The 24,976-nt window shown below is 70.4% G+C and carries 27 protein-coding genes and 4 pseudogenes; 8 read left to right on the plus strand and 23 right to left on the minus strand.

The annotated features are described in order from the left end of the window. Window positions 1-21: 21 nt before the first annotated feature. Entirely contained in the window at window positions 22-1,218 is a 1,197-nt protein-coding gene (hmpA, locus tag ACQ86J_RS01610) for an NO-inducible flavohemoprotein (RefSeq protein ID WP_431269758.1), read from the minus strand. A 64-nt stretch (window positions 1,219-1,282) separates the two neighbouring features. Here hmpA and ACQ86J_RS01615 point away from each other — a divergent pair, with 64 nt between their 5' ends. Next, window positions 1,283-1,798 carry an RrF2 family transcriptional regulator gene (locus tag ACQ86J_RS01615; protein ID WP_431269759.1) on the plus strand — a complete coding sequence of 172 codons (516 nt, stop codon included), beginning with the start codon at window positions 1,283-1,285 and terminating at the stop codon, window positions 1,796-1,798. A 357-nt stretch (window positions 1,799-2,155) separates the two neighbouring features. On the opposite strand, the gene ACQ86J_RS01620 is transcribed toward ACQ86J_RS01615, so the two are convergent. The 13 genes and pseudogenes from ACQ86J_RS01620 to ACQ86J_RS01680 all read right to left on the minus strand — a co-directional run bounded on the left by ACQ86J_RS01620 (window position 2,156) and on the right by ACQ86J_RS01680 (window position 14,082). Then, complete coding sequence (locus tag ACQ86J_RS01620) at window positions 2,156-2,593, minus strand: hypothetical protein (RefSeq protein ID WP_431272701.1); 438 nt, start codon at window positions 2,591-2,593, stop codon at window positions 2,156-2,158. Next, window positions 2,512-3,243, minus strand: coding sequence for a hypothetical protein (locus tag ACQ86J_RS01625; RefSeq protein ID WP_431269760.1), 732 nt, complete (start codon window positions 3,241-3,243; stop codon window positions 2,512-2,514). Before ACQ86J_RS01625 ends, ACQ86J_RS01620 begins: the two co-directional genes overlap by 82 nt. 167 nt (window positions 3,244-3,410) lie before the next feature. Then, window positions 3,411-6,191, minus strand: a pseudogene (locus tag ACQ86J_RS01630) (phosphoenolpyruvate carboxylase). Window positions 6,192-6,346: 155 nt separating this feature from the next. Continuing rightward, window positions 6,347-7,426 (minus strand): PQQ-dependent sugar dehydrogenase, encoded by a 1,080-nt coding sequence (locus tag ACQ86J_RS01635; RefSeq protein WP_431269761.1) that lies wholly within the window; start codon window positions 7,424-7,426, stop codon window positions 6,347-6,349. A 297-nt stretch (window positions 7,427-7,723) separates the two neighbouring features. Beyond that, window positions 7,724-8,860, minus strand: a complete 1,137-nt coding sequence (locus ACQ86J_RS01640) for a sensor histidine kinase (protein WP_431269762.1) — start codon at window positions 8,858-8,860, stop codon at window positions 7,724-7,726. A 221-nt stretch (window positions 8,861-9,081) separates the two neighbouring features. Further along, window positions 9,082-9,744, minus strand: coding sequence for a response regulator transcription factor (locus ACQ86J_RS01645; protein ID WP_431269763.1), 663 nt, complete (start codon window positions 9,742-9,744; stop codon window positions 9,082-9,084). Further along, window positions 9,744-10,061, minus strand: coding sequence for a PepSY domain-containing protein (locus tag ACQ86J_RS01650; protein ID WP_431269764.1), 318 nt, complete (start codon window positions 10,059-10,061; stop codon window positions 9,744-9,746). The genes ACQ86J_RS01645 and ACQ86J_RS01650 overlap by 1 nt, the downstream gene beginning before the upstream one ends. Before the next feature lie 328 nt (window positions 10,062-10,389). Next, window positions 10,390-11,579: pseudogene (locus ACQ86J_RS01655) on the minus strand (DegT/DnrJ/EryC1/StrS family aminotransferase). Further along, on the minus strand, window positions 11,546-12,034 hold the full coding sequence (locus tag ACQ86J_RS01660) for an NAD-dependent epimerase/dehydratase family protein (protein ID WP_431269765.1): 489 nt from the start codon (window positions 12,032-12,034) through the stop codon (window positions 11,546-11,548). The pseudogene ACQ86J_RS01655 and the gene ACQ86J_RS01660 overlap by 34 nt, the downstream one beginning before the upstream one ends. A gap of 78 nt (window positions 12,035-12,112) precedes the next feature. Then, window positions 12,113-12,547, minus strand: a complete 435-nt coding sequence (locus tag ACQ86J_RS01665; protein ID WP_431269766.1) for an NAD-dependent epimerase/dehydratase family protein — start codon at window positions 12,545-12,547, stop codon at window positions 12,113-12,115. A 96-nt stretch (window positions 12,548-12,643) separates the two neighbouring features. Continuing rightward, window positions 12,644-13,306, minus strand: coding sequence for a potassium channel family protein (locus ACQ86J_RS01670; RefSeq protein ID WP_431269767.1), 663 nt, complete (start codon window positions 13,304-13,306; stop codon window positions 12,644-12,646). Window positions 13,307-13,414: 108 nt separating this feature from the next. Beyond that, window positions 13,415-13,729: a hypothetical protein gene (locus tag ACQ86J_RS01675; protein ID WP_431269768.1), complete on the minus strand. Its 315-nt coding sequence runs from the start codon at window positions 13,727-13,729 to the stop codon at window positions 13,415-13,417. Next, window positions 13,726-14,082 (minus strand): RidA family protein, encoded by a 357-nt coding sequence (locus ACQ86J_RS01680; protein ID WP_431269769.1) that lies wholly within the window; start codon window positions 14,080-14,082, stop codon window positions 13,726-13,728. The genes ACQ86J_RS01675 and ACQ86J_RS01680 overlap by 4 nt, the downstream gene beginning before the upstream one ends. Window positions 14,083-14,214: 132 nt before the next feature. On the opposite strand from ACQ86J_RS01680, the gene ACQ86J_RS01685 reads away from it, so the two are divergent. Next, window positions 14,215-14,775, plus strand: coding sequence for a TIGR00645 family protein (locus ACQ86J_RS01685; RefSeq protein WP_431269770.1), 561 nt, complete (start codon window positions 14,215-14,217; stop codon window positions 14,773-14,775). Here ACQ86J_RS01685 and ACQ86J_RS01690 read toward each other — a convergent pair. Next, window positions 14,737-14,997 (minus strand): hypothetical protein, encoded by a 261-nt coding sequence (locus ACQ86J_RS01690; RefSeq protein WP_431269771.1) that lies wholly within the window; start codon window positions 14,995-14,997, stop codon window positions 14,737-14,739. The two genes, ACQ86J_RS01685 and ACQ86J_RS01690, sit on opposite strands and share 39 nt — an antisense overlap. A 382-nt stretch (window positions 14,998-15,379) precedes the next feature. Here ACQ86J_RS01690 and ACQ86J_RS01695 point away from each other — a divergent pair, with 382 nt between their 5' ends. Beyond that, window positions 15,380-15,907 carry a hypothetical protein gene (locus ACQ86J_RS01695; RefSeq protein WP_431269772.1) on the plus strand — a complete coding sequence of 176 codons (528 nt, stop codon included), beginning with the start codon at window positions 15,380-15,382 and terminating at the stop codon, window positions 15,905-15,907. A 7-nt stretch (window positions 15,908-15,914) separates the two neighbouring features. On the opposite strand, the gene ACQ86J_RS01700 is transcribed toward ACQ86J_RS01695, so the two are convergent. The 8 genes and pseudogenes from ACQ86J_RS01700 to ACQ86J_RS01735 form a co-directional block, all read right to left on the minus strand. After that, on the minus strand, window positions 15,915-16,670 hold the full coding sequence (locus ACQ86J_RS01700) for a formate dehydrogenase subunit gamma (RefSeq protein WP_431272702.1): 756 nt from the start codon (window positions 16,668-16,670) through the stop codon (window positions 15,915-15,917). Continuing rightward, window positions 16,555-17,106 (minus strand): hypothetical protein, encoded by a 552-nt coding sequence (locus ACQ86J_RS01705; protein WP_431269773.1) that lies wholly within the window; start codon window positions 17,104-17,106, stop codon window positions 16,555-16,557. The genes ACQ86J_RS01700 and ACQ86J_RS01705 overlap by 116 nt, the downstream gene beginning before the upstream one ends. Window positions 17,107-17,110: 4 nt before the next feature. Then, window positions 17,111-17,701: a formate dehydrogenase FDH3 subunit beta gene (gene fdh3B, locus ACQ86J_RS01710; RefSeq protein ID WP_431269774.1), complete on the minus strand. Its 591-nt coding sequence runs from the start codon at window positions 17,699-17,701 to the stop codon at window positions 17,111-17,113. 72 nt (window positions 17,702-17,773) lie between these two features. Further along, window positions 17,774-18,814, minus strand: coding sequence for a formate dehydrogenase subunit alpha (locus tag ACQ86J_RS01715; RefSeq protein ID WP_431269775.1), 1,041 nt, complete (start codon window positions 18,812-18,814; stop codon window positions 17,774-17,776). Further along, on the minus strand, window positions 18,732-19,703 hold the full coding sequence (locus tag ACQ86J_RS01720) for a molybdopterin-dependent oxidoreductase (protein ID WP_431269776.1): 972 nt from the start codon (window positions 19,701-19,703) through the stop codon (window positions 18,732-18,734). Before ACQ86J_RS01720 ends, ACQ86J_RS01715 begins: the two co-directional genes overlap by 83 nt. 172 nt (window positions 19,704-19,875) lie before the next feature. Next, window positions 19,876-20,466: pseudogene (locus ACQ86J_RS01725) on the minus strand (molybdopterin-dependent oxidoreductase); the annotation flags it as partial. Continuing rightward, window positions 20,375-20,686 (minus strand): twin-arginine translocation signal domain-containing protein, encoded by a 312-nt coding sequence (locus ACQ86J_RS01730; protein ID WP_431272703.1) that lies wholly within the window; start codon window positions 20,684-20,686, stop codon window positions 20,375-20,377. The pseudogene ACQ86J_RS01725 and the gene ACQ86J_RS01730, both read right to left, overlap by 92 nt. A 54-nt stretch (window positions 20,687-20,740) precedes the next feature. Next, window positions 20,741-20,953, minus strand: a complete 213-nt coding sequence (locus ACQ86J_RS01735; protein ID WP_431269777.1) for a hypothetical protein — start codon at window positions 20,951-20,953, stop codon at window positions 20,741-20,743. A 973-nt stretch (window positions 20,954-21,926) separates the two neighbouring features. Here ACQ86J_RS01735 and ACQ86J_RS01740 point away from each other — a divergent pair. From ACQ86J_RS01740 to ACQ86J_RS01760, 5 genes and pseudogenes are all read left to right on the plus strand, one after another. Further along, window positions 21,927-22,127: pseudogene (locus ACQ86J_RS01740) on the plus strand (Arm DNA-binding domain-containing protein); the annotation flags it as partial. Window positions 22,128-22,389: 262 nt separating this feature from the next. Next, window positions 22,390-23,343 carry a tyrosine-type recombinase/integrase gene (locus ACQ86J_RS01745; RefSeq protein ID WP_431269778.1) on the plus strand — a complete coding sequence of 318 codons (954 nt, stop codon included), beginning with the start codon at window positions 22,390-22,392 and terminating at the stop codon, window positions 23,341-23,343. A 216-nt stretch (window positions 23,344-23,559) separates the two neighbouring features. Next, window positions 23,560-23,880 (plus strand): hypothetical protein, encoded by a 321-nt coding sequence (locus ACQ86J_RS01750; protein ID WP_431269779.1) that lies wholly within the window; start codon window positions 23,560-23,562, stop codon window positions 23,878-23,880. A 458-nt stretch (window positions 23,881-24,338) separates the two neighbouring features. Further along, the gene (locus ACQ86J_RS01755) at window positions 24,339-24,521 is read left to right on the plus strand and encodes a hypothetical protein (protein WP_431269780.1); all 183 of its coding nucleotides are present in this window, start codon (window positions 24,339-24,341) and stop codon (window positions 24,519-24,521) included. Next, window positions 24,514-24,852 (plus strand): hypothetical protein, encoded by a 339-nt coding sequence (locus ACQ86J_RS01760; protein WP_431269781.1) that lies wholly within the window; start codon window positions 24,514-24,516, stop codon window positions 24,850-24,852. Before ACQ86J_RS01755 ends, ACQ86J_RS01760 begins: the two co-directional genes overlap by 8 nt. The last annotated feature ends 124 nt before the right edge of the window (window positions 24,853-24,976 follow it).

The following is a 24,976-nucleotide window of genomic DNA, read 5'->3' on the forward strand; positions in this document are numbered from 1 at the left end:
CCCGGCCTGCCTCCCGGGCCGTCAGGCGGCCAGCAATTCATCCGCCGGGCCGAAGAACTCGTAATGGATCCGGCCGGCCGGGACGCCGGCGGCGGCCAGCCCGCCGACCAGGTCGCGCAGGAAGGGCTTCGGGCCGCAGAGGAAATAGTCGGCCGCCCCGACCGGGGTGTTCCGGCGCAGCCAGTCCGGCGTGACCCGCCCCGCCTCGGCCCGCCCGGCCTCCTCGGCCCGCGGCGATTCGAGGAAGGTCGTCGCCCGGAGTCCGGGCAGCTCCCCGCCAGCTCGGCGACGCGCGGCCCGAAGGCCAGGGCCCGCCCGTCCAGCGCCGCCATGCACCCAATGCGTCTCTAGGCCCGGATGCGCCGCCGCGATGGTCTCGAGCATCGACAGCAGCGGGGTCAGGCCGACGCCGCCGGACAGCAGCACCACCGGCCGCTCCGGCCGCTCGGACAGGAAGAACTCGCCGGCCGGGGGGGCGACCTCCAGCACCGCGCCGGGCGGGGCATGGTCGTGCAGCCAGGTGGAGGCGGCGCCCCGCTCCTCCCGCTTGACGCTGATCCGGTAGCCGCGGTCGTCGGGCGCGGAGGGAGATGCTGTATTCCGCTTGAGCGCCGGCTGTCCGGGGATCTGCAGGCGGAAGGTCAGATACTGGCCCGGCCGATGCCGCATCACCGGCCCGCCATCCGCCGGCCGCAGCTGGAAGGAGGTGATGATCGCGCTTTCCGCAGTCCGCTCCGCGACGACGAAACGCCGCCAGCCCCGCCAGCCGCCGCGGGCGCGGGCCATGTCACGGTAGATCTCCGCCTCCCGGCCGATCAGGATCCCGGCGAGGGTCCAATAGGCCTCGCCCCAGGCCTCGAGGATCTCGGGCGTCGCGGCCTCCCCCAGCACGTCGCCGATGGCGCCCAGCAGGGCTTCCGCCACATGCGGGTAGTGCTCCGGCAGGATCACCAGGCCGGCATGCTTCTGGGCGATCCGCTCCACCGCGCCGGACAGCACGCCGAGATTGTCGATGTGCTTCGCATAGGCCAGCACCGCCGCCGCCAACGCCTTCGGCTGTGACCCGGTCTCGCCGTGATGGGACTGGTTGAAGAGGTCACGGATCTCCGGATTGCGGAACATCCGGTCATACATCCGGCGGGTGATGGCGAGGCCATGCTGCTCAAGCGCGGGAACGGTCGCCTTCACGACGGCGATGGTGGTGTCGCTGAGGGGCACGCGGCGGCTCCTTAAGTGGTAAAATAAAAACCACTTATCAGGACCTCCCGCTTGCCGACATGCCATGTATAGGAACGAGCCATGCGCCTCACGCTGCACACCGACCTCGCCTTCCGCACGCTCATCCATCTCGGCCTGCGGGAGGACCGGCGCGTGCAGAACCGAGGAGATCGCCGCCGCCTGGCGCATCTCCTCCAACCACCTCGACAAGGTGGTGCAGCGCCTGGCGGCGGCCGGGCTGGTCGAGACGCGGCGCGGCCGCGGCGGCGGGATGGTCCTGGCCCGGCCACCGGCGGCCATCCGCCTGGGCGACGTGGTGCGCAGCACCGAGGAGGATTTGGCGCTCGTCGCCTGCTTCGCCGGCGACGGCGACCCTTGCGGCGACCAGACCGGGGCACGTTGCGTACTGGCCGGCGCCTGCCGGCTGCAATCCGCGCTCGGCCGAGCCTTGGCGGCTTTTCTCGGCGTGCTGGACGGCATGACCCTGGCCGACCTGCTCGACCCCGCCGCCCGCCCCGTCGCCGCCGCGCGCCTCGGGATCGAGCTGGCGGACCCGCAGACCGCATCCCTGGCCGGCTGATCCGGCGGGCGCGAGCGGCAACGGCAAGAGACCGGCGACCTTCCCGCCCCAGGCTACGGGGCATGATCTTCCACGACTTCGCCGTGATCGCCGCCGGCATCGCCATGGGCTTCTGGCTCGAACCGCCTGCTCGGCCCGGGGCGCCTCGCCTGGGTGATGCTGGGCTCCATGGCGCTCGGCTCCCTGGTGCTGCTCGGTCAGGAATGGGCGGGCATGGCGCTCGGCTGCCTGCTTGGCGCGCGGGTGGCGCCGACGCGGACGCCCTGGGCCTGAGGCGGGGAAGGAGCTGGTGGAAACGGTCGCCTCCCCGACCAGCCCGTCCACTATCCCGGGTCGGGTCGCGGCCGCCAGGCCGAACTAGGCGCGCGGCCCGGCGAAGGCCTTGCCCGGGTCGCCGAAGCGCATGCTCGGGTGGCTGCGGGCATATTGCGGCGGGAAGCTAGCGGCGGCACCCAGCGCCTCGGCGGCATGCCAGGGCCAGCGTGGCTCCCACATCATTCCCCTCCCCAGCGCGATCAGCTCCGCCGCGCCGTCCTGCAGCGCCGTCTCCGCCAGGTCGGGCTCGTGCAGCAGCCCTACCGCCATGGCGGCGATCCCGGCCTCCTGCTGGATCCGCTTGGCATAGGGCAGCTGGTAGCCAGGGCCGACGCGGATCGCCTGGGCCGGGCTGATGCCCCCGGAGGAGGCCGTGACATAGTCGCAGCCCTGCGCCTTCAGCGCGCGGGCCAGGGCGACGCTGTCATCCGCGTCCCACCCATCCTCCGCCCAATCGGTCGCCGAGATGCGGACCCCGATCGGCTTGCCCGCCGGCCAGGCCCCCGCAGCGCCGCGAAGATCTCGAGCGGCCAGCGCATCCGCCCCAGCAGGTCGCCGCCATAAGCGTCGTTCCGCCGGTTCGCCAGCGGCGAAAGGAAGCAGTTCAGCAGGTAGCCATGCGCCGCATGCAGCTCGATCAGGTCGAAGCCCAGCGCATCCGCCCGCCGGGCCGCGGCGACGTAGCCGGCTTTGATCTCGTCCATCTCATCCAGCGACAACATCTGCGGCACCGGCCGGCCCGGATAGGCCAGCTCGCAGGAGGAGACCGGCCGCCAGCCCCCGGCCTCGGGCGGCACCGTCTCGTTACCCTCCCAGGGTCGGGGCGACCGAGCCCTTGCGGCCGGCATGGGCGAGTTGGATGCCGAGCGCCGCTTCCCCCTGCGAGCGACAGAATCCACCACCGGCCGCAGCGCCTCGGCCTGGGCATCGGTCCAGAGCCCGAGGCAGCGCGGCGAGACCCGCCCGCGCGGCTCCACCGCCGTCGCCTCCATGATCACGAGGCCAGCGCCGGACACCGCCAGGTTGCCGACATGCATAAGGTGCCACGGCGTCGCATGCCCCTCGGGGGTCGCGGAGTACTGTGCCATCGGCGAGACGACGATGCGGTTGGCAAGGGTGAGGTCCCGCATCGCATAGGGCGCGCAACAACAACGCCGACATCCAAACCTTCCCCTATGGGGGCCGGTATCGCCCGGCCGCCCCTTCGGCGTGCCGGCCACTGCCCCCTCATCAGGAGGGATTGTGGCGTTCTTCTCGCGCGGGGCAAGAGTTCCCGCCGCGCGTGCCGAACATGACGTTACCCGAAGGCGCCGACCTCATGCGTGATCGCGGCGCCGCAGCCGCGCACCAGCCCGAAGAGCCGGGCCATCGGCTGGAAGATCGCCGCATGCTCCCGGGCATAGCTCAGGCCTTCCCGTGCCGGCGCCGGCTCGTGGAAGTCGAGGTCGACAACGGCGCCGGGGGCGGCGGGGAAGATCTCCTGCAGCAGCGTCAGCACCGGCTCCACGTCCAGCTGCAGCACGCGCAGCACCATGCTCTCCCGCGTCGCGCCGTGGCGCGGGCTGAAATCCGGCAGCTCCACCGCCAACAGCCAGATCCGGTGGATCAGCGCCAGCCGCAGCGCGTGGCAGCAGCACCAGCCGGTCGGGCATCGCCGGCAGGTCCGGCCAGGCATGGCGCAGCGACAGGTGGTCGGCCTGCAGGCGGCGGAACAGCCGCCGGGTCGGTGCGTCGAGGTCGAGCCGATCTACCGCATAGGCCACGCCCAGCAGCGCCTCCCGCCGCCCCGGCCGGCGGGTGAAGCCGGCGCGATCCAGCCAGGGCCGGGATCGAGGGTATCGACCACTGCCCGCAGCACGCCAATATCCGAGCAGGCCGAGGCCCGCGCCGCCATGGCCAGCGCCCGGCGGAAGCGTGGCGAGCGGGTACGGAGGTCCTGGAAAGCGTCCGGATTGGCCTCGGCGGCGATGCCGAGACCATGGATCGAGTTGGCCATCCAGCCGAGCTGCTGCAGGATGGCGTTGTTCGGGATAGCGCGCAGCTGCGAGGGATGGCTGATCCGCATCGGCCCGCCCATGCCGTCGGACTGCCGCACCGCGGGGCGCGACCCCGTGCGGTCCAGCAGCCCGGGCCCGAAGGCGCCGAGCAGCGCGGCATAGCCGGGATCAGCGACCAGCGCCTGCATCTCACGCCGGACGGTGGCGAAGAAGTCGGCGACATAGTCGGCTTCGGCATAGACCGGGTCGTCGACCGGCCCCACGGGGGCGAAGGCATGCGCGGCGATGCCCGCGACGGTGGCGGCGGCGAGTTCGGGTGTGCCGAACAGCAGGTAGCCGTCGCCACCTTGGAAGGCCATTTCCTCCCGCAGCTTCAGCCCAGCGCGATCGAGCGCGGCGCGGGCCTGGGGCGGCGAGAGATAGGCCATGCGGTCGGCCAGGCTGTCCGGATGCCCGCCGCGGCCGACGCTCTCGCCATGGGTGTCGAAGAGCACGACCTCGATGCCATCCAGCTTGTGCCGGCGCAGCAGGTCGACGAGGCGAAGCTTCAGGCGTTCCGCCAGATAGCTGGCGGCGAGCTGGCCGACATAGCGGCCGCTGTCGGAATAGCCAGAATTGCAGGCAGATGCGGCCATGCTGGCGCAGGTAGTCGCGGTAATGCGGACTGCGCAGCGCCTCCTCCAGCACCCGCTCGCCGCGGTCGAGCGCCTCCGCCGTCTCGAACAGCGGGAGAGCTCGACCGCATGGTCGCAGCCGAAACGCTTTGCCAGCCAGAGAGCGGCCAGCAGCGTGTAGCCGGTCTCGGTCTCGGCGATCAGGAAGCGGATCGGCGCGCTGCCATCGACATGCTTGGTGATCTGCGTGCAGACCAGCATCAGCCGGGCGGCCGAGGCCTGCTCGGCGATCAGCGCGCCGAAATCGACCGGCTGCGCCGCGACCTCGGCCAGCGCCGTGTTGATCGAGGCCAGCAGGCCCCGGCGCTGCGCCATGTCGTCGGCCGAAGCCGCCAGGCCGAGGCCGCTGGCGCACCGCATTGTGGACCTGCGCCGCGTTCAGCCGCACATGGGTATGGGCAAGCGCCAGCCCATGCGCCGCAAGGCCGCCACGGGCGACGGCGAGCGCCAGCCGCGCCGCATCGTCGGGCGCCGCCGCGATGGCCGCGGGGAAGAGCTCAAGCAGCGGCACGGTCGTGGTCATCGCCGCGTCGCGGCGACCGAGCATGACGGCGGCGAGGCGTTCCACCGCCTCCGGCTCCGGCTTCTCCGGCACTGCGCCGATCTGCGCCTCCACTGCCTCAAGGGCAGCGCCGACCCGCCCGGCCAGCGCTGCGGCGCAGTGGCCGATCGGCGCCAGCTGGGCCTGCAGCCGTTCCAGCTGCAGCCGCTTCATGATCAGCCGCAGCCGCAGCGTGTCCCACCAGCCGATGTCGGTGCGCCCGTCCGTGTCGTAGCCGACCCAGGAGGCGAGCAGGACCGGGCGTGGCACGAGGCCGGTCCAGCGGTCGCCCCAGACCCCCTTCGCCGCGGTCAGCAGCGCGGCGGCCAAGCCATCGAGCGCGTCGCGGCCGCGCTGGATGGCGGCGACGGCCTGCCGGAATTCCTCGGCGAGGGTCGGCGCGGTCGGGCGGTGCACCAGGCCGGCGGGCCAGTCGGCGCCGCTCGCAGCGCGGGCCAGGGCCTGGTTGGTTTCCCAAGCGCAGCGAGAAAGTCGGATGGGCGGTGAAGACCGCGGCGAAGCGGGAGGTCTCGACCAGCGCGCGGTAGCGCGCGAAGGGGATCGGGCTGTCCTCGGGGTCCGGCCGGACCAGGCGTTCCGCGAGGGCGGCGAGGTCGGGCGTGCCGCCGTCCAGCCCCACATAGGCGGCCAGGGCGCCTCGCCCGCTCGGCGGCGGCGGAGTCCGCAAGTTGCTGAACCATGCCGGCCAAGCCGTCCAGGTCGAGGACCCCATCATCCATCCGCCGGCTGATCGCCAGCGCGATGAGCAGGACGGGGTCGCCGAAGGGATCCTGCGCGGCTGTGGCACGCGCCTCCCGCAAGCGCGCGAGGATCTCCTGGAGCGGGTCAGGGCTGATGTCCGGCATTCCCCCATGTTGCATGTGCGAAGGGTATGGGCGCCAGGGGTAAGTTTCGCGGCAAGGCGACCGAACCGGTGGCAGATCGACCGCCTTGCCGCTCCCGTTGCCGCGCGCGGGGGCAGGCTGCGCATTAGCAAGGCAGGCAGCTCAGCGATCGTCGCTCATCGCTGGGCGACGCCGCCCGAGGCGCTCACCCGCCAGACCTTGTTGCCGACATCGTCGGCGACCAGGAGCCCGCCGCGGCCATCCGGCGCGACGCCAACCGGGCGGCCCTGGGCCTTGCCATCGGCGTCTAGGAAGCCGCCGAGCACATCGACCGGCGGGCCCTGCGGCCTGCCATCGGCGAAGGACACGAAGATCACCTTGTAGCCGGAGGGCGGCCTGCGGTTCCAAGACCCGTGCTGGCCGATGAAGGCGCCTTCGCGGTAGGGCGCCGGCAGCCCGCCTTCCGCCGGGGCGAAGGCCAATCCCAGCGAGGCGGTATGCGGGCCGAGCGCGTAGTCCGGAGGGATCGCCCTGGCGACCATACCAGGGTTCGGCGCCGGGCGGGGATCGACGTGCTGGCCGTAGTAGCTCCAGGGCCACCCGTAGAAGCCGCCATCCTTCAGTGCGGTCATGTAATCGGGGACGAGGTCGCTGCCGAGTTCGTCGCGTTCGTTCACCGCGACCCAGAGCGCGCGGGTTTTCGGCTCCCAGGCCAGGCCCACCGGGTTGCGGGTGCCGGAGGCGAAGATGCGATGCCGGCCAGTCCTCGCATCGACCTCCCAGACCGCGGCGCGCTCATGCTCGGCTTCCAGCCCATTCTCGGCGATGTTGCTGTTGGAGCCGACCGCGACGTAGAGCTTGCCGCCATCCGCTGCGGCGATGACGTTCTTGGTCCAGTGGTGGTTCAGCGCCCCGCCCGGAAAGTCGGTGACCTTTTCGCCCTGCACCGCGATGCGGGTCTCGCCGGGCCTGTAGGGGAAGCGCAGCAGGGCGTCGGTATCGGCGACGTAGAGCGTCTCCCCGACCAGGGCCATGCCGTAAGGCGAGTTCAGCCCCTCCAGCAGCACAGCGCGGGTTTCGGCGCGGCCGTCATTGTCGGCGTCGCGCAGCAGGGTGATCCGGTTGGCACTTTCGGTCTTGGCGCCTGCCCGGCCCTGGAGCAGGCCCTGGATCCAGCCGCGGATGCCCTTGCCATCACCAGGTCGCTTGGGGCCATTGGTCTCGGCCACCAGCACGTCGCCGTTCGGCAGGACCATGAGCTGGCGCGGGTGATCCAGCCCCTCGGCAAAGGCGGCGACGCGCAGCCCTCGCCCGGCTTCGGCATGGCGCCTTCGGCCCAGCCGCGCACCGGGGCGATGTTGATGGTCGGGATCAGGCTGGATTTCGGCGGCGGCAGCTTGGGCGATGGCCCCTGCCCTTCGGCGACGCTCTGGGTCGCCTCCTCGCCACAGGCGGCAAGGGCGAGAAGGCACAACAGGGCAAGCGGAGTGCGGGGCATGGCGGACCTTGCGCGGGGATTGCCCGGACAACGCGCGACATCATCCGGGGTGGCGTCAGGCCGCGGGCAGCCGCAGGCAGGCGCGCAGCCCGCCCTGCGTGGCCGCCTCCAGCATCAGGCTGCCGCCATAGAGGCCGGCGAGATCGCAGACGATGGCGAGGCCAAGGCCGCTGCCGGGCGCCGCCTCGTCCAGCCGGGCGCCGCGGGCGAGCACCGCGGCGCGCTCCGCCTCGGTCAGCCCCGGTCCGTCATCCTCGATGCAGGCCAGCACCGCCGCGCCCTCCCGCGCCACCGTCACCCGAACCGCCTGTGCCGCCCAGGCGCAGGCATTCTCCAGCAGGTTGCCCAGCATCTCTGCCAGGTCCTGGTGGTCCACCCGCATACGCGCCCGCGCATCCCCGGCAACCGTGATCTCCAGCCCTTTCCCGGCAAACAGCCGGCGCAGCGCGCGCGCCACCGAATCGGCGACCGCCAGCGGGACGGCCTCGGTGGCCGCGGCGCCGGACAGGGCGGCGGCGCGGGCGCGGACGAGATGGTGTTGCACCAGATGCTCCATCGCCGTGGCCTGGGCCCGGGCGGTGCCAAGGTCGGCCGGTGCTGCCTCCAGCGCGGTGCGCTGCACCGCGAGCGGCGTCTTCAGCGCATGCGCAAGATTGCCGACATGGGCACGGGCGCGCTCCACCGTCGCCCGGTTCTGCGCCACCAGCGCGTCGATCTCGGCGAGCAGCGGGGCGATCTCGGCAGGCGCCCGGGCGGCGCCGAGGCCCGTCGCCTCCCCCGCCCGCAGCGCGGCCAGCGCCCGGCGGGCGCGGCGCAGCGGCGCCAGGCCCCAGACCACCTGCGCGGCGACGCCGCCGACCAGTCCGAGGCCGAGCGCCAGGAAGCTGCCGCCGACCAGCAGGCGCAACCGGCCGATGTCGCGGTCCAGCGTGTCCCGCGCCACGGCGACCTGCACCAGCATCGGCGGCCCGCCCTCCTCCGGCACCACCGACCGCTCGGCCAGGCGCAGCACCTCGCCGCGCAGGCCGGGGATGTCGCTCACCCGCGGCCCGGCCCCGGCAGGAAGGTCGAACGGCGGCAGCCGCGAATCCCAGAGCGAGCGCGACGTGGCGGTGCCGCCGCCGGGGATGGCAATCTGCCAGTAGGTGCCGGAGAAGGGCTGGTCGAAGTTCGGGGCCGAGAGCGCCCGCACCGGGCCGAGCTTGCGGCTTGCCGGCCTCGCCCGGGCTGGCGGCGCCGGCAACGGCCGCGAGCAGGTTGACCAGCCGCGCATCGAAGGTCCGCAGCATCTGCTCCGACACCAGACCGAGGATCAGCCAGCCGGCTAGGCCGAGCCCGCAGGCCACCCAGGCGGCGGTCAACAGTGCCAGCCGCAGGGTCAGCGACTGCAGGAGCCGGCCGGCCATCCCGCCTTCAGCCCGGTGCGGCCAGGCGATAGCCCCGGCCGCGCAGCGTCTCGATCAGCGCCGGGTCGAGCTTCCGCCGGAGACGCCCGACCACGACTTCCAGCGTGTTGGAATCGCGGTCGAAATCCTGGGCATAGAGATGCTCGGTCAGCTCGGTCTTCGAAACCACCTGGCCTGCCCGGCCAGCAAGATAGGCGAGCAGGCGGAATTCGAGGCCGGTCATCCGCACCGGCGCGCCGCGCAGGGTGACGCTGCCCGCCGCCGGGTCGACGCGCAGCGACCCGAGCTCGATCACCGCCTGTGCCCGGCCCTGGGCGCGGCGGACCAGGGCGCGCAGCCGCGCCAGCAGCTCCCCCATGGCGAAGGGCTTGGCGAGATAGTCGTCGGCCCCGGCATCGAGGCCGGCGACCTTCTCGGTCCAGCTGTCGCGGGCCGTCAGGATCAGCACCGGCATGTCCCGGCCGGCGGCGCGCCAGCGGCGCAGCACCGTCAGCCCGTCCAGCCGCGGCAGGCCGAGATCGAGCACCACGGCGTCATAGGGTTCGGTCTCGCCGAGGAAGAGCGCCTCCTCCCCGTCCGGGGCGTGGTCGACGACGAAATGCGCGGCGACCAGCGCGTCGCGGAGCTGGGCCGCCAGGGGGGCGCTGTCCTCGACCACCAGGATGCGCATCAGCGGCGTTCCTGAACCGGACCCTTGGTGCCGATCACCGCGCCGGTCGCGGCATCCAGCTCCACCTTGTACATCCGGCCGGAGGGCGGCAGCAGCTTGAACTCGTAAGTCCAGCGCTCGTCATCGTCGTCGTCCAGCTCGGTCTCGACGACCTGGCCGACGAAGCGCCGCTCGATCTCCGCCAGCAGCTGCACCAGGGGGCGGATGCGGCCCGCCTCGACGGCGCGGCGGGCACGTTCGTGGTCGTCGTCCCCGGCCCGGGCGGCGGGGCTGGCGAGCAGGCCGAACAGGATGGCGGCAAGGAGGTGGCGGCGCATGACCGGCTTTTCCGGCGGCGAAGCTGAACCCCGGCTGAACGGCCCGCTCAGGCCGGGTTCAGGCAGGCCCGGCCAGGATGCCGCATCGATACCCGGAAAGGATGGAATATGAACGGTCTCGACGCGGCCTGGGTGAGCCTCGGGGTATTCCTGCTGGCCTGCGGCGGCCTGCCGGCCTTGCTGGCGATCCGGGAAGAGCGGCGCCGGCCGCGCGGCGCCACCCTGTTCCACGAGACGGCGGAGGAGCTGCCCCCGCTGGCCTGGGCCGCAGCCACGGGCCCGTTCCGCCTGCAGGGCTGGGCGCCGACACAGGCCGGCGCCGCCTTCGCTACCCTGCCAGCCCGCGCAGCGCAGCACAGATCCGCTCGACCTGCTCGTCCGTCAGCTCCGGATACATCGGCAGGCTGAAGACCTCCTGCGCCGCCCTCGCGGTCTCGGCGCAGGCAGCCGGACCAAGCGCGACCCGGCCCTCATAGGCTGATTGCTGGTGCACCGGCACGGGGTAGTGGATGCCGGTGCCGACGCCATCCGCCTTCAGCCGCGCCATGTAGTCCGTGCGGTGCGGGCTGCGGAGCACGTACTGGTGGAAGACGTGCTCAGCATCCGCCCGCCGCGACGGCGGCGCCAGCGGGCCGCCAGCCAGCGCCGCGTCATAGGCCGCGGCGATCGCCCGGCGCCGTGCATTGCCGGCATCGAGCGCGGTGAGCTTGACCCGCAGGATCGCCGCCTGGATCTCGTCGAGCCGGCTGTTCACTCCGACCAGCGAGGAGATGTAGCGCTCCTTCCAGCCATATTGCCGGATCGCGGCGATGCGGTCGGCGAGTTCGAAGTCGTCGGTCGCCAGAACGCCGCCATCGCCCAGCGCGCCGAGATTCTGGTGGGATAGAGCGAGAAGGCCGAGGCGGCGCCGAGCGTGCCGAGCTTCCGCCCGTGCAGTGTCGCGCCATGCGCCTGGGCGCAATCCTCGATCAGCGCGACGCCGTGCTCGGCGCAGGCGGCGAGCATCGGGTCCAGCTCGCAGGCCTGGCCGTAGATGTGCACGGCGATGGCGGCGCGGATCGGCGGCAGGCCCGGCGGCGGGTCGCCCAGCACCGCAGCCAGCTCCTCGGCGTCCATGGTATAGGTGTCGGGGTCGATGTCGAGCAGCAGCGGCGTCGCGCCGGTCATCTCGATCGCGGCAACGGTCGCGACCGCGGTGTGCGAGACGGTGGCGACCGTCGAGCCCTCCCCGATCCCGAGGCCGCGCAGGATCAGCGCCAGCGCGTCGGTGCCGTTGGCGCAGCCGACCGCACGGGTCGTGCCGAGCCAGGCGGCGTATTCCTGCTCGAAGGCCTCGCCTTCCTTGCCGAGGATGTACCAGCCAGAGGCCAGCGCGCGCTGCACGGCGGCGTCGATCTCGGCCTTCTGCGCCAGGTAGCCGGCGCCCGGATTGGCCTGCGGGATCATGGTCGTGGTGGCGTTCATGGATATCGTCCGGGCAAGGGTCAGGTGTAGTCGGCGAGGCGCGAGCGGTACCATTCGAGCGAGCGGGCCAGCCCCTCGTCCAGCCCGACGAGCGGCTCCCAGCCCGTCGCGGCACGGAAGGCACGATCGTCGGCGTGGTAGCTGCCGATGTCGATTGGCGCGCGGTCGGCCGGGAAGCTCTTCACGGTGTAGTGGCCAGCGCCGCCATTCGCGGCGATCAGCCGGTCGGCGAGCTCGATCAGCGAGGCCGGCGGTGAGCCACCAAGGTTGAAGACGCGGCCGGCGACATCCGGCTTCGTCGCCTGCTCGGCGGCCAGCAGGAAGGCGCGCACCACGTCGTCCACATAGGTCATGTCGCGCAGCTGCTCGCCGCCCCAGACCTCGAAGCTCTCGTTCTTCAGGACCTGGCGGATCCAAATGCCGAGGAAGGTCTGCCGCGCGTCGCGGATGCGCAGGCGCGGGCCGTAGCAATTGGTCAGGCGGAGCGAGACCACGGGGCGGTGCAGCACGCGCTGCTCCAGCAGCCAGTACTGCTCGCCGGCGACTTGGAGACGCCGTTGGCGTCCGGCGGCTGGACGGGATGGAGCTCATCGACCGGGAGGCGCAGCGGCTTGCCGTAGAACTGGCGGGTCGAGGCGTGCACGACGGTCGCCTTCGGCGCCGCCTCCCGCATCGCCTCGAATCAGCCGGACCTGGGCCACGGCATTGATGGCGATGTCGGCCACCGGGTCGCGCTGGCCGCCCATATGGCTGGTCTGCGCCGCCATGTTGAACAGCACGTCGACATCCTGGGCGAGCGAGTTCAGCTCCATCTCGCGGATGTCGCCACGCACCAGAAGCACCGAGGCGCCCTCGAGGTTGGCGATGTTCGCCCCGCCATCCTCCATCATCGCGTCGAGCGCGGTGACCCTGGCGCCGACTGCCGCCAGCCGGTGGCAGAGCGCGCTGCCGAGAAACCCGGCGCCCCCGGTCACGAGAACGCGCTTGCCGCGCCAGAAGGCGGCCCGTTCCGCGTCGGTCATTCGTCCTATCCTCATCCATCCGGCAGCCGGCATCCGGTCCCGCCGCAATCCTCAGGCTGCCCCAGGTCTTCGCGGGGGATTGCGGCGGAAGCGTGCCTAGTCCCCGGCGGCGCCGGGGCGCTGTCCCTGAGGCGCACCATGCGGCAGATGGGGTGCGTCCGTGTAATGATGAGTGCGAGAGGCGGTGAGTCCTTCCACCTGCGCGTCATTTTGCGCAAGGTGCCTCTCGGTTTTGGGAGGATCGCGGGGCCCATCCGGCACCCCGGCGCGGCTGCCGCGCATGATCTCGTAGAATCCGAAGAGCAGCAGCAACTGGGCGAACAGCATCTGGATGCTCGCCAGCACCCGGATCCCGTCATCCACCGGTTGGATGTCGCCATAGCCGACCGAAGAGAGCGTCACGACGCTGAAATGCAGCGCATCCGAAAAGTCGATGCGGATCGGCCCGGCCGGGCCGTGGAACAGCGCGTGGGTCGATAGCCCGTCCGCGATCCGGTAGAGCGAGCCAAAGGTCACCACCAGCAGCGCCCAAATCGAGGAAAAGGCGGCGATCGGTACCGCCAGCCGTGACAGCCGGAGGGTCACCGCGCGGAATATCACCGCCATGTCGACCAGCAGCCGCACCACATCGGCGACTGAGACGATGTTGATGATCGCGATCGCCGCCATGGCCGCCATGAGCGCAATGCCCTGCCCGGCCGGGTCCAGCCGGTTGATCGGAACCGAAAGCGAGACGACTCCAACAGCCCCGGTCGCCACCAGCCAGCGCGCGAAGCGCGGCAGATGGGCAATGTCGGCCGGTTCGTCGCCCTGGGCCCAACCGCGCAGCAGGAAGCCGCTGGCGCCAGCAGGCGATCACGAAGGCGATCACCGGCAGGATGAAGCCGGCCGACCGTGCCCAACCCGGCGCCGCGGGGAAGCCGGCGCGGCCGAGCACGGCATAGAGGCAGGCATACATCGCCAGGCCATTTGCCGCGCCCAGGGCGACGCAGGCCCATGCGGGAAGACTAGGTAAAGCAGGCCCATCGCTGCGGCGGCGCCGCCCAGCACCACCAGCGGGAAGGCACCGCCGCGGTCGGCGATGCCGCCGGCGACCAGCAGCATCAGCGCGAAGGACATGCCGAGCGCGGTGGCGAAGCCCCTGGGCGGGCGTGTCCGCCGTGCCGGGCGCGGCGCGGTCATGCAGGCGGCAGCGCCGCGATCCCGGTGATCTCGACCTTCCAGCCTGGATCGACCAGCGGCGCCTGGATGGTCATCCGGGCCGGCTTCGCCGCCGGGTCCAGCCAGCGGTCCCAGGCGCGGTTCATTGCCGGCGCATCGGCGATGTCGGCCAGCACCACAGTCACGCTGAGCAGCCCGGCCTTCGAGGTTCCGGCCGCAGCCAGCAGCGCGTCGATCTGGGCCAGGATGTCGGCGGTCTGTCCTTCGGCATCCAGCGTCGCGTCATCGGCCACCTGGCCGGCGAGGTAGACCACACCGGCATGCACCACCGCGCCGGAGAGGCGCGCTTCTTCCGCCAGCCGCCGGATCGTCATGGCCAACCTCCGCTGATTTCCGAACCCATCCTGATACCGCGTCCCGGCCGGCCTGGCCAGCCCCCTTCAGGGCGCTTGCCGGCGGGCGACGCGGCCGGCCATACCCGAGACGTTGCGATCCGGGACCCGCCCATGCTGCCGCTGCTCGCCCGCGCCATCCTCGCCAGCCGCTACCTGCTGGCCTTCTTCTTCATCGGGCTGGTCGCCTCGCTCGGCCTCTACGCCGTGCGCTTCGCCGCCAAGCTGTGGAAGCTGGCGCGGGGCGTGACGGAGATGGCGGAGGACGACTTCCTGATCGCGGTGCTGCACCTCGTGGATGCAGCCCTGATCGCCTCTCTGGTCGTGATCGTCGCGCTGGCCAGCTTCGACAGCCTGGTTGCGCGGCTAAATCGGGACGAGGCGGACGACGACCTGCGCTGGGTCTCGCGCACCGATCATTCCAACCTGAAGATCAAGGTGGCGACGGCGATCGTCGCCATCTCCTCGATCCATCTGCTGCAGGTCTTCCTGAAAGTGGAGAACTACCCGGAGACCACGGTCTTCTGGCAGGTGGTGATCCACATGGTCTTCGTCGTCGGCGCGGTGCTGCTTGGGCTGCAGGACTGGATCGGGCGTCAGGGGAAGGATGCGGGAAGGCGAAGTAGCCCGGCCGCGTCAGGCGGCCGGGGCGATCCTGTCGAGCGTCTCGGGTAGCAGGATCTCGATCCGCACCCGCGGCCGCTGGAAGGCCGGAACGATGGCGACGACCCGCACCGCGGCGGTTTCCGGCAGGATGCCGAGCCCCTCCAGCGCTTCCTCATCCTCGCGCGGCAACCAGCCGAGCGAGGCGCCGGCTTCGGTCGTGATCTCGATGGAGAAGCCGCGGACTGGCCGGGCGACCCGGCGAAGCCGCAGCGGCAGGCCGATCCTCAGCATGGCGAGAGCTGCGGGCGTCGCCCGGTCGCCAACTCCGCTGATGAAACTATGCAGCGCCAACTGCGGAAGACCATCTGGCGCGAGGGTGACAGACATATCGGGTGTTCCGTTCAGGCCGGGAGAGGCGCTACGGGGCATTCGGTTGCACAGCCTGCCGGGGCCCGCCCGACCGTACCGGTCCATCTACCCGCCACGCCGCCTCTCCCCTCGCCGGCCATCGGCCGGTCGTTATGATTATTGTGTTAACAAATCGTATTCGGATCGACGTAAGCTCCGGCCGCCGACCATAGCGAAAGAACCGGTCGCGCGGAAAGTACATCTCAAACTACGGCGATTCCGTTGCCGAGTTGCGGCGGCTGCAATGCGGTAGGCGCGCCCCCAGATGCGGAACCATGGCCAGTCCTCCGATCCGCGTGAACCGCGCCCCGTCCTCACCCTCTGGGCCGCCGTCGTGGCGGAACGCCTGGGGCACCCGCCCGACACGGCGCTGAGCCTCGCCAGCGCAGTGGCCGGCACCGCCGCCCGGGCCAAGGCGCGCCGGCTGGGCCTGGCCGAGGAGCAAGACGAGGCCGGACCCGCCAAGCCGGATGGCCCGCGTCGGACGGTGCGCCTGCTGGGCCGAGAGATCCCGGTGGTGGCGACGCCGGACGGCCTGCTCGCCGCCGAGCCGGACGGCAAGCCGGCGAAGCCCGGCGCGGTGGCCGCCTATGTCGCCCGTGCCTTCGGCGACCGTCTGGCCGAGGTGCGCGCGGCGATGGAGGCGCTGGCCGCGGGGCTGGCGCCGGAGGAGCTCAACCGGACCGGCTTCCGGCTTTACGCAGCCTTCCGGCCCGAGGTGCCGCCGGATGTGACGGGCTGGGGCGCCAAGGCGGTGCTCGACCTGGATCGAATCCGCAGCGCGGCGGGCTGAGCCCGGGTCAGTCGGCCCCCGCCGCCCGGGCGTCCGGCGGCGCCACTGCCCGCCGTGCCTCGCCAAGCTGCTCCTCCACCCAGACGCTGTGGTGCTCGCGGGCATAGTTGAAGTCGACCCGGCCGGTGGACATGGCCTCGAAGGCGCCCTCGGTGCCGATGGTGCCGATGTAGATATGCCCGAGGATGACCGCGATCATCACCATCGCCATGGCGCCATGGACGAAGTGGGCGACCTGCTGGCCGGTGATGTTGTCGAGGATGGCCGGCGCCATCAGCAGGTAGCCGGTGATCGCCGCCGCGGCGCCGCCGCCGATCTGGAACCAGAACAGCGCCTTCTGCGCCGCGTTGAAACGCCCGGCTGGCGGATGGCCCTTGGCCATCGGCCCGCCCGCCTTGACCCAGGCGACGTCGACGCGGGTCGGCCAGTTGTCCCGCGCCCAGACCGCCAGCATGCCCGCCAAGCCGACGACGAAGGGAAAGGACAGGAATTGATGTGCCGCTTGGCTCCACCAGGTCAGCGCGGTGAAGTTCGCCGGCCCGATCACCGGGCGCAGCAGATAGACGCCGAAGGTGATGTTCAGCCCGGTCAGGCCGAGGATGACGAAGCTGGTCGCGACCATCCAATGGTTGAACCGCTCCAGCCAGCTATAGCGGGCGATGCTGCGGCCGGACCGGCCGGCATTGATCCGCGTCGGCCCCTTCCAGAGGAAAAGCCCGGCCAGCAGGGCGACGGTGCCGAGCACGATGACCGCGCCGGCGATGGTCAGCACCGTGGTGCGCCAGGACCGCCAGTCGCGCCCGGCCGGCTGGACCAGGATGCCGGCCGACTGGTTCGGGATGCTGACCGATGCCCCGCACCGCGCCGAGCTGGCGGGCCATCTCCCGCTCCACCTCGGCCGCGTCCGGGCCGCCGCGGGCGGTAAAGGGCGGTGGCGCGACGACCGGCGCGACCGGAACAGCCGGACGCGGCGCAATGCCTTCGGGCGCGGCGCTGCGTGGCTGGCCGGTGGCCGGCTGCTGTTCGGAAGTGGCCGGCTGCTGGCTGTTATTGGCCCCGCCGCGGCCGGCGCCGACCTCGGGTGCCGAGGATTGCACCTCAGGAGACCCAGCCGGAAGGCCGGGCGCCTGCTGCTGCGCCAAGGCAGCGCCAGCCATCGTCAGCAGCAGTACGAAGCCGAGCGCACGGATCATGGTCATGCCGTCAGCTCCTCGCTTGTAGGCAGTGCGCCAGCCCCAGGCGCCGGAGCCGAATCCGCGCTGCTGAACACGCTCCTTGTAGATGCCGGCAATGATCTCGCCGTCGCCGGCGAGCAGCGCCTTGGTCGAGCACATCTCGGCGCAGAGCGGCAGCTTGCTCCTCGGCGATGCGGTTGCTACCGTATTGCATGTACTCGACCGGCGTATTGTCCTGCTGCGGCCCACCGGCGCAGTAGGTGCACTTGTCCATCTTCCCGCGACCGCCGGAATTGCCGACGCGGGGATATTGCGGGGCGCCGAAGGGGCAGGCGTAGAAGCAGTAGCCGCAGCCGATGCAGAGATCCTTGTCGTGCAGCACCAGCGCATCCGCAGTGCCGTAGAAGCAGGAGACGGGGCAGACCGCGGCGCAAGGCGCGTCGGTGCAGTGCATGCAGGCCATGGAGATCGAGCGCTCGCCGGGCTTGCCGTCGTTGATGGTGACGACGCGGCGGCGGTTGATGCCCCAGGGCACCTCGTGCTCGTTCTTGCAGGCGGTGACGCAGGCGTTGCATTCGATGCAGCGGTCGCTGTCGCAGAGGAATTTGAGCCGGGCCATCAGAGGATCTCCTGCGGGCGCGGCGGCGTTTCACGCCCCACGCCATTCGGCGCGCCTCGATCGCAGCCATGCTCAGGCGCTCCTGATCTGGCAGAGCGTCACCTTGGTCTCCTGCATGAAGGTGACCGGGTCGTAGCCATAGGTGGTGACGGTATTGGCGCTCTCGCCGAGCACGATCGGATCGGTGCCGGGCGGGTAGAATTTCCGCCGGTCCTCGCCCTGCCACCAGCCGCCGAAATGGTAGGGCATGAATGCGACGCCCTGGCCGACCCGGTCGGTGATCATCGCCTTGACCCTGATCCGGGCGCTGTTCTCCGGCCCCAGGACCCAGACATACTGTGCATTGGTGATGCCGCGCGCTGCCGCATCGGCCGGGTTGATCTCGATGAACATGTCCTGCTGCAATCTGGCCAGCCAGGGATTGGACCGGGTCTCCTCACCACCGCCCTCGTATTCCACCAAGCGGCCGGAGGTGAGGATGATCGGGAAGTCGCGGGCCACGCCATGCGAGCGCATCTGGACCGAAAGCCCGAGATGCGGCACGCGGAAGCCGCGGCGGTCGCGGAGCGTCGGGTAGGTCCCCGTCGGCGCCGGCACCTTCGGGTCGGCCGCCATCACCGCGGCCTGGTCGGGGGTCGGGATCAGGTCGGTGCGCGGGGTGTAGATCGGCTCGCGGTGCATCGGCACCGGGTCGGGCAGGTTCCAGGCGACAGCGCGGGCCTTGGCATTGCCGTAGGGCACGCAGCCATGGTCCATCGCTACCCGGATGATACCGGCCGAGAGGTCGGTGGACCAGGAGACGCGGTCGATGTTCTCGCCGCCGACGCGGGCGATGCTTTCCTTCTCCCGTGCCGTCAGCTTGTCGAACCAGCCGAGCCGCTTCAGCACGGCGACGGTGAATTCCGGATAGCCACCCTCGATCTCCGAGCCCTTGGACCAGCTGCCCTCGGCAAGCAGCGTCTCCCCGTTGCGCTCGACTCCGAAGCGGGCGCGGAAGGTGCCGCCGCCCTCCTTCACATGCAGCGAGGTGTCATAGAGGATGTGCGTGCCGGGATGCTTCATCTCCGGCGTGCCCCAGCAGGGCCAGGGCAGGCCATAAACCTCGCCCTCCACCGGCGAGCCCTTGGCTCCGCGCAGCGTGGTGATATCGAAATACTGCTGATCTCGCCATGTGGTGCCGGAGGCGCTCCGGCGATTGCCCAGTGTAGCCCAGCGCCCAGGTTCCGCGGTTGATCTCCCGCAGGATGTCCTCGACGACGACCACGCCGTCATTGACCTTGATGTTCTTGAACATCTCGTCGGCGAAGCCGAGGCGCTTCGCCAAATCGTACATGACGTCGTAGTCGTTGCGGCTCTCGAAGATCGGCTTCACCACCTGCTCGCCCCATTGCAGGGAGCGGTTCGAGGCGGTGCGGCTGCCTACCGTCTCGAAGCTGGTGCAGATCGGCAGCAGGTAGGTGCCATCGCGGCGGTCGGAGATCTGCGAGTAGGTTGTCGGATGCGGGTCGCAGACCACCATGAGCTCGAGCTGCTCCATGGCCTTCACCGCTTCCGGCATTCGGGTCACGGTATTGCCGCCATGGCCCATCACGAAGATGGCCTTGCAGTTGGACGGCTGGTCCACTTGGTCGCGCGGCAGGACCACGCTGTCGAACCAGCGGGTGCTCGGGATGCCGGGCGTCTCCATCAGCTTCTTGCTATGGAAACGGCCGACCATCCAGTCGTAGTCGACCTGCCAGACCCGGCACCAGTGCCGCCAGGCGGCCTCGTCCAGGCCGTAATAGGCCGGCAGGGTCGAGATATCGAGGCCCATATCCGTCGCGCCCTGCACGTTGGTATGGCCGCGGAAGATATTGCAGCCGGTCCCGGCGCTGCCTACATTGCCGGTCGCCATGCAGAGAATGCTGAAAGCGCGCACATTGGCGGTGCCGACGGTCTTCTGCGTCGCGCCCATGCACCAGATCAGCGTCGCCGGCTTCTGCGTGGCGAAGACCTGCGCCATGCGCTTCAGCTGCGCCTCCGGCACGCCGGCCACCCGCTCGACCTCCCTGAGGCGGCCACTTGGTCACTTCGCGGCGGATCTCGTCCATTCCGTAGACGCGCTGGGCAATGAATTCCTTGTCCTCCCAGCCATTCTCGAAGATGTGCCAGAGCATGCCCCAGATGATCGGGATGTCGGTGCCCGGGCGGATGCGGACATAATCTGTGGCGTGCGCGGCGGTGCGGGTGAAGCGCGGGTCGACGACGAAGAAGTTGGACCGGTTCAGCTCCCGCCCCGCCAGAAGGTGCTGGGTGGCGATGGGGTGCGACTCCGCCGGGTTGCCGCCCATGACGATCATCGTCCTGGACTGCAGGATGTCGTTGTAGCTGTTGGTCTGTGCGCCGTAGCCGAAGGTGTTCGCCACGCCGGCGACCGTCGTGCTGTGGCAGATGCGCGCCTGGTGGTCGGTGTTGTTGGTGCCCCAGAAGGCGCCGAACTTGCGGAACAGGTAGGCGGCTTCGTTCGTGAACTTGGCGGAGCCCAGCCAGAATACCGCCTCAGGCGTCGAGCGCTGGCGGATCTCCAGCAGCTTGGCCGAGATTTCGGCCATCGCCTGTTCCCAGGACAGCCGCTGCCACTCGCCGCCGACCAGCTTCATCGGGTATTTCAGCCGGCGCCCGCCATGTACCAGCTCACGCACCGAGGCGCCCTTGGCGCAATGGGTGCCGCGGTTGATAGGTGACTCGAAGGCCGGCTCCTGGCCGGTCCAGACGCCGTTCTGCACCTCGGCGATGACGCTGCAGCCGACGGAACAGTGGGTGCAGACATTCTTGATCTCGGCGCGGCGGCACGGCGCGGTCGGGCGTATCCCTGGGTTGCGCCTGAGCCAGCCGTGGCGGCAAGCCGCCGAGCGCCGCCAGCCCCGCCCCGCCCAGGCCGGCCTGTTTCAGGAAGCTGCGTCGGTCCGCGCCGCTGCCCGACAGCCCCCGGTAGGTCTCCGCCAGCCTCTGCCGGCCCGTCTGGGACGAGCTTGCGCCGCATGAGCATCGCGGCCGCCCTCAGTACCGGTTGGTACGGTAGTAGGCCCGCACATGATCGGTTTCGCGGTAGCGCGGGGCGCGCTTCTCCGCCTCGGTCTCCTTCCTCGGTGGCAGTCCGCCGGTGCTGCCATCCGCCTCGAAGGCGGCGGCCGGTGCCGCCACCGCGGCCAGGCCCAGGCCGCCGATGAATCGCCGGCGCGCCTGCACCACACCTTCAGACCCGTCCCGCATCGCCCATGCTCCCGCCCGATTCGAGGCGGGAACGCGCGAAGCGGCGGCGGGATGCCGGCGTGCCGGCCGGTTTTCAGGGGGTTTATTGCCGGGGCAACCGGCGCCCGCGGCCGGCGCGTTGCGGCGGCGCCCCAATCCGCAGGATGCCAAGACCATGCCGGCGCCTACCCGCTTCCTTTTCGGCCTGCTGATGCTTGCCCTTCCGGTTGCCGCGACGGCACAGGGAACCGCACCGGGCCAGGGCGTGGACCGACCCATTCCGCAGGGAGCCCCGCCCGCACAGCCCTCGGCCCCGCAGCCGGGCACGTTGGGTGACGGCCGGCCGAAAGAGGATCCGGGCGGCGGTGCGGCGAACACGGCGCCAAGCACGACTTCCAGCCTGCCCCTGCCGCTGCCCGGACAGGCGAACCCGCCCGAAAAGAATTAGGCGTATAGCGGCGTCATCGTCCGCAGGATCACCAAGTCCGAAGCCACGCCCCGATTTGCCGCGATCGCCGGGCGACCGTCCCGGTGTTTGGCTGCAAACAGCTGCCAGGTCTGTCGATCCGACACCGGCCGCGTCCGAATCCGCCTTGCCGAGGGAGCCGGGCCTCGCCCGCCTCGCTGAACGATGCCGGCAGCGGTTCGAACCTCGGCAGGCGCAAGCCCGGCGGCGCGATCCGAACCTTGCTTGCGGAGGAGGCAGGGCGCCGACACCAAGCACTTCGCCAATCCGGTCCGTCCGTACGACATCGCGGCCTAGGCGGGGACAAGAGCGCCGCGGCCAAGCTACTGCGCTATCTGAATGCATGGCGTCCCCAGCGAACGCCTAACTATCGTCCCCGAATGGTTCCGGCTGGAACGAGAAACCTGATTTAGCCCATATTAGCCGCAAGTTTCATCCATCTGCCCGCATGGTTTAGTCCCCCATCGTTCCGTTGTGTCTCCCACCAACCCACCATAGAATGGTGGGGACGATGGTGGGACGGATTTCATGCCGAAGCGTGCCAAGGGGCTGTCAGCGGTCGGGCTGGATCATCTGCCGGCGGGGCGTCATGCCGATGGTGGCGGCCTGTATGCCGTGATCGCCCCGGACTCCCGGACCTGGGCATTCCGTTACCAGCGGGCCGGCAAGCGCCGGGAAATGGGGCTGGGCGGCATGAAGGCCCTGAGCCTCGCCAATGCCCGCAAGATGGCGAAGGCCGCCGCCGCGCTGCTGGCGCAGGGTATCGACCCTATCGAGGCCCGCGCCGCCGCTGAGGCGGAGAAGAACGCCCCTCCCCCATCCGCTCCCACCACTTTCGCGGAGGCGGTGGCGGCCTACATGGCGCAGCACGCCCCCACTTGGCGCAGCGACAAGACCACGGCGGCCTGGACCAACACCCTGGTCAACCATGCCGGCCCGCACCTTGGCGCCTCTGCCAGTGGCGCAGATTGGCCGGGATCATGTCCTGGCCGTGCTGCAACCCCTCTGGCACGACAACCACGAGACGGCCCGCAAGGCCCGCGCGCGGATCGCCAGCATCATCGACTTCGCCATGGCGAAGGACTGGCGGCCGGAAGGGCTGAACCCGGCCCGGTGGCGCGGCAATCTGGACAAGCTTCTAGGCCGCCGGCCGGTCGAAGCGGCGACCAAGCATTACCCCGCCCTGCCGTGGGAGCAGATGCCGGCGTTCATGGCTGCGCTGCGCCAGCGCGAGGCTATGGCGGCCCGGATGCTGGAACTGGTGATCTACTCCGCTTGCCGGTCCAACGAGGCGTGTGGCGCCTTGTGGGGCGAAATGGACCTAGACCGCGGCGTGTGGACCATCCCGGCCGCACGGGCGAAGGCGGGGGCGGAGCATCGGGTGGCGCTCTCCCCGGCCGCGGTGGCGATGCTGCGCGGTCTGCTGCCGAGCAATGACAAGCTGGGCGCCGCCGATCCCGTGTTCCCGAACGCCCGCGGCAAGCTGCACTCCAACATGGCGATGGCCGCACTACTCGACCGGATGCAGGAGGGCACCGCGAACGGCAAGCCGCGCTGGCGGGATGCCGATGGCCGGGCGATCACCGTGCATGGGATGCGCTCCGCCTTTCGGGATTGGGCTGGTGAGACGACCGCCCATCCCCGCGAAGTCGTTGAAGGCGCCCTTTCCCATCGAGTGGGAGACAAGACGGAACGCGCCTATGCCCGCGGCGACCTGTTCACCCGACGCGCGCGCCTCATGGCGGATTGGGCGGATTATCTCGGCAAGGCGCCGGCCATGGTGGTAACGATCGAGCGCGAGCTGCGGCGACCGCCTAAGCGATCTCGCAAGGCATCGCAGCCGAAACCCTATCGGCGGGGACCGGGCCGGCCAGTCCGCGAGCGTGGCTTTCCGCACCACGCCGTCCCCACCGACTTTATGCGGAAGGCGCTGCGGAGGCGCTGAAATGGCCGGCGATACACCCAAACGTATCGGACTTCTCGACTTCGACCCGGACGCGGCACTAACGCCCGAGATGGCATTAACCCAGCAAGCGCGCGAACTACGCCAACGCATGCGCCGACAACTCGGCGAGGCAGAGGCGCGGCGTGTATGGGACGAGGTAGGCAAAAGCCGCGCGGCCGCATTCCAGGCTCGACTGTGTACGATATGACGAACCCCATGCACGTCTTTGACGAACTGTCGAAGACGCCGGACTTCGCGCGATCAGCGCGTGAGCAAATCGCCCGCGAAGTCGCTGAATATGCCCACAGCGTCCATCCGGGCCGGTTCGGAGCAACTGCTGAAGGGGTCTTGGCGAGCTTGAAGCGCGCCTTGAAAAATCGCGATGCAAAGCGTGCCGAACATGAAGCGGAGTGGCAGGCGTTTCTGGCACGGCAGCGCAGCGCCCCAGGGACGCTCTCATTCAGCGCAAATCAAACTCCGTTCCCGAACGCTCTGTTGGCCGCGATGAACATGCCGCCGGACAAAAAAGGCGGGTAATTGCTGTCCGCCGCACACGAAATGACGCCGATATAAATCTATTCGAATCAACCACTTCCGGGCATATAGAGAAGGCCGTCCCCGCGCATCGCGGGTTGTATTGGAGACGGCCTATGACCTTCCCGACATCTACCATTGTGCCGGAAATGGTGCCGCTGCCGCGCGCACCCGCCGTATTCGGCTTGTCGCGCTCGCATCTCTACCGGCTTGCGGCGGACGGCCGTATCCGGATGGTCAAGCCGCGTCGCGGACGTTGGTTGATGCCGCGAGCGTCCGCGCCTTTCTGGCCGCCCTGCCCGCGGCGCAGATCGGCGGCAAGGCCGCCTAGAAACAACGCAACCCGCCCGGCGATGCCGGAACGGGCTGCGGAAGCTTCTGCGGCGATGAACATCCGTCAGATAGCAGTTGCAGGCCACTGTTTCCAGCTTCGCCGCGCCCCGCAATCGAGGTGCGACACAATGACCCTTCAACCCTATAGGCAGCGCCAGCCGGCCGCGCTGCGGGTGCATCTCGCGCTCGCTGCCGAGGCACGGCGCCGGGGCGACTATGCCGCCGCCGAGCAGCACGAAACGGACGCCGTGATCGCGCTGCGCTTCGCTGTGGCGGCGGCCCAGACCGCGGAGGCGTCTCACCATGCATGACAGCGACGAAGGCCCCCAGGACGCCGCACGGTGGCCGGCGCCCTGCGCCGCGGGCATTAACGCCCCCATGTCCCGCGCCGCGCTTTGCGCCTTTGTCCTTCGGGGCACGGTGGCGCTCGATACCGATGTGCGGCAGGGCATCGGCGCGCTTGCGGCGCTGTGTGGGCCGGGGCTGCAAATCATGCTCGATACTGCGTCGGATACCCTTGGCGCCGCCATGCTCGCGGGCGGCGTGCTGCTAACCACGCTGCGGCAGGAGAACAGGAAGGCTGCGGCAATCGCGTTCAAGGCTTGGCGCGATGAAGCTGGCGGCAACCATGAACATTGCTGACCGCTTTGCCTGGCTCCGCTGTGTAATCGCGGCGGAGCCTCGCCCTACGCTCGCGGAGGTCGCGGCAGCAATCTCCCTGGCCGAACATTTCAACGCCGCCCGCGGCGCGGCCTGGCCGGCACAG

Origin of the sequence: Dankookia sp. P2 (genome assembly GCF_050632255.1) — a bacterium.
In the GTDB taxonomy this organism is placed as follows: Bacteria; Pseudomonadota; Alphaproteobacteria; order Acetobacterales; family Acetobacteraceae; genus Paracraurococcus.

Bases quoted from the DNA above. Each gene is read 5' to 3' on its own strand.
- ACQ86J_RS01680 (WP_431269769.1), bottom strand. From the start codon at position 14,082: ATGACGATCCGGCGGCTGGCGGAAGAAGCGCGCCTCTCCGGCGCGGTG.
- ACQ86J_RS01625 (WP_431269760.1), bottom strand. From the start codon at position 3,243: ATGCGGGACCTCACCCTTGCCAACCGCATCGTCGTCTCGCCGATGGCA.
- ACQ86J_RS01615 (WP_431269759.1), top strand. From the start codon at position 1,283: ATGTATAGGAACGAGCCATGCGCCTCACGCTGCACACCGACCTCGCCT.
- ACQ86J_RS01685 (WP_431269770.1), top strand. From the start codon at position 14,215: ATGCTGCCGCTGCTCGCCCGCGCCATCCTCGCCAGCCGCTACCTGCTG.
- ACQ86J_RS01720 (WP_431269776.1), bottom strand. From the start codon at position 19,703: ATGGCGCAGGTCTTCGCCACGCAGAAGCCGGCGACGCTGATCTGGTGC.
- ACQ86J_RS01760 (WP_431269781.1), top strand. From the start codon at position 24,514: ATGCATGACAGCGACGAAGGCCCCCAGGACGCCGCACGGTGGCCGGCG.
- ACQ86J_RS01735 (WP_431269777.1), bottom strand. From the start codon at position 20,953: ATGCGGGACGGGTCTGAAGGTGTGGTGCAGGCGCGCCGGCGATTCATC.
- ACQ86J_RS01650 (WP_431269764.1), bottom strand. From the start codon at position 10,061: ATGCGCCGCCACCTCCTTGCCGCCATCCTGTTCGGCCTGCTCGCCAGC.
- fdh3B (WP_431269774.1), bottom strand. From the start codon at position 17,701: ATGGCCCGGCTCAAATTCCTCTGCGACAGCGACCGCTGCATCGAATGC.
- ACQ86J_RS01635 (WP_431269761.1), bottom strand. From the start codon at position 7,426: ATGGTCCTGCCGAACGGCGACGTGCTGGTGGCCGAGACCAATGGCCCC.
- ACQ86J_RS01665 (WP_431269766.1), bottom strand. From the start codon at position 12,547: ATGACCGACGCGGAACGGGCCGCCTTCTGGCGCGGCAAGCGCGTTCTC.
- ACQ86J_RS01705 (WP_431269773.1), bottom strand. From the start codon at position 17,106: ATGACCATGATCCGTGCGCTCGGCTTCGTACTGCTGCTGACGATGGCT.
- ACQ86J_RS01690 (WP_431269771.1), bottom strand. From the start codon at position 14,997: ATGCTGAGGATCGGCCTGCCGCTGCGGCTTCGCCGGGTCGCCCGGCCA.
- ACQ86J_RS01645 (WP_431269763.1), bottom strand. From the start codon at position 9,744: ATGCGCATCCTGGTGGTCGAGGACAGCGCCCCCCTGGCGGCCCAGCTC.
- ACQ86J_RS01750 (WP_431269779.1), top strand. From the start codon at position 23,560: ATGCACGTCTTTGACGAACTGTCGAAGACGCCGGACTTCGCGCGATCA.
- ACQ86J_RS01755 (WP_431269780.1), top strand. From the start codon at position 24,339: ATGACCCTTCAACCCTATAGGCAGCGCCAGCCGGCCGCGCTGCGGGTG.
- ACQ86J_RS01675 (WP_431269768.1), bottom strand. From the start codon at position 13,729: ATGACCGCGCCGCGCCCGGCACGGCGGACACGCCCGCCCAGGGGCTTC.
- ACQ86J_RS01695 (WP_431269772.1), top strand. From the start codon at position 15,380: ATGCGGAACCATGGCCAGTCCTCCGATCCGCGTGAACCGCGCCCCGTC.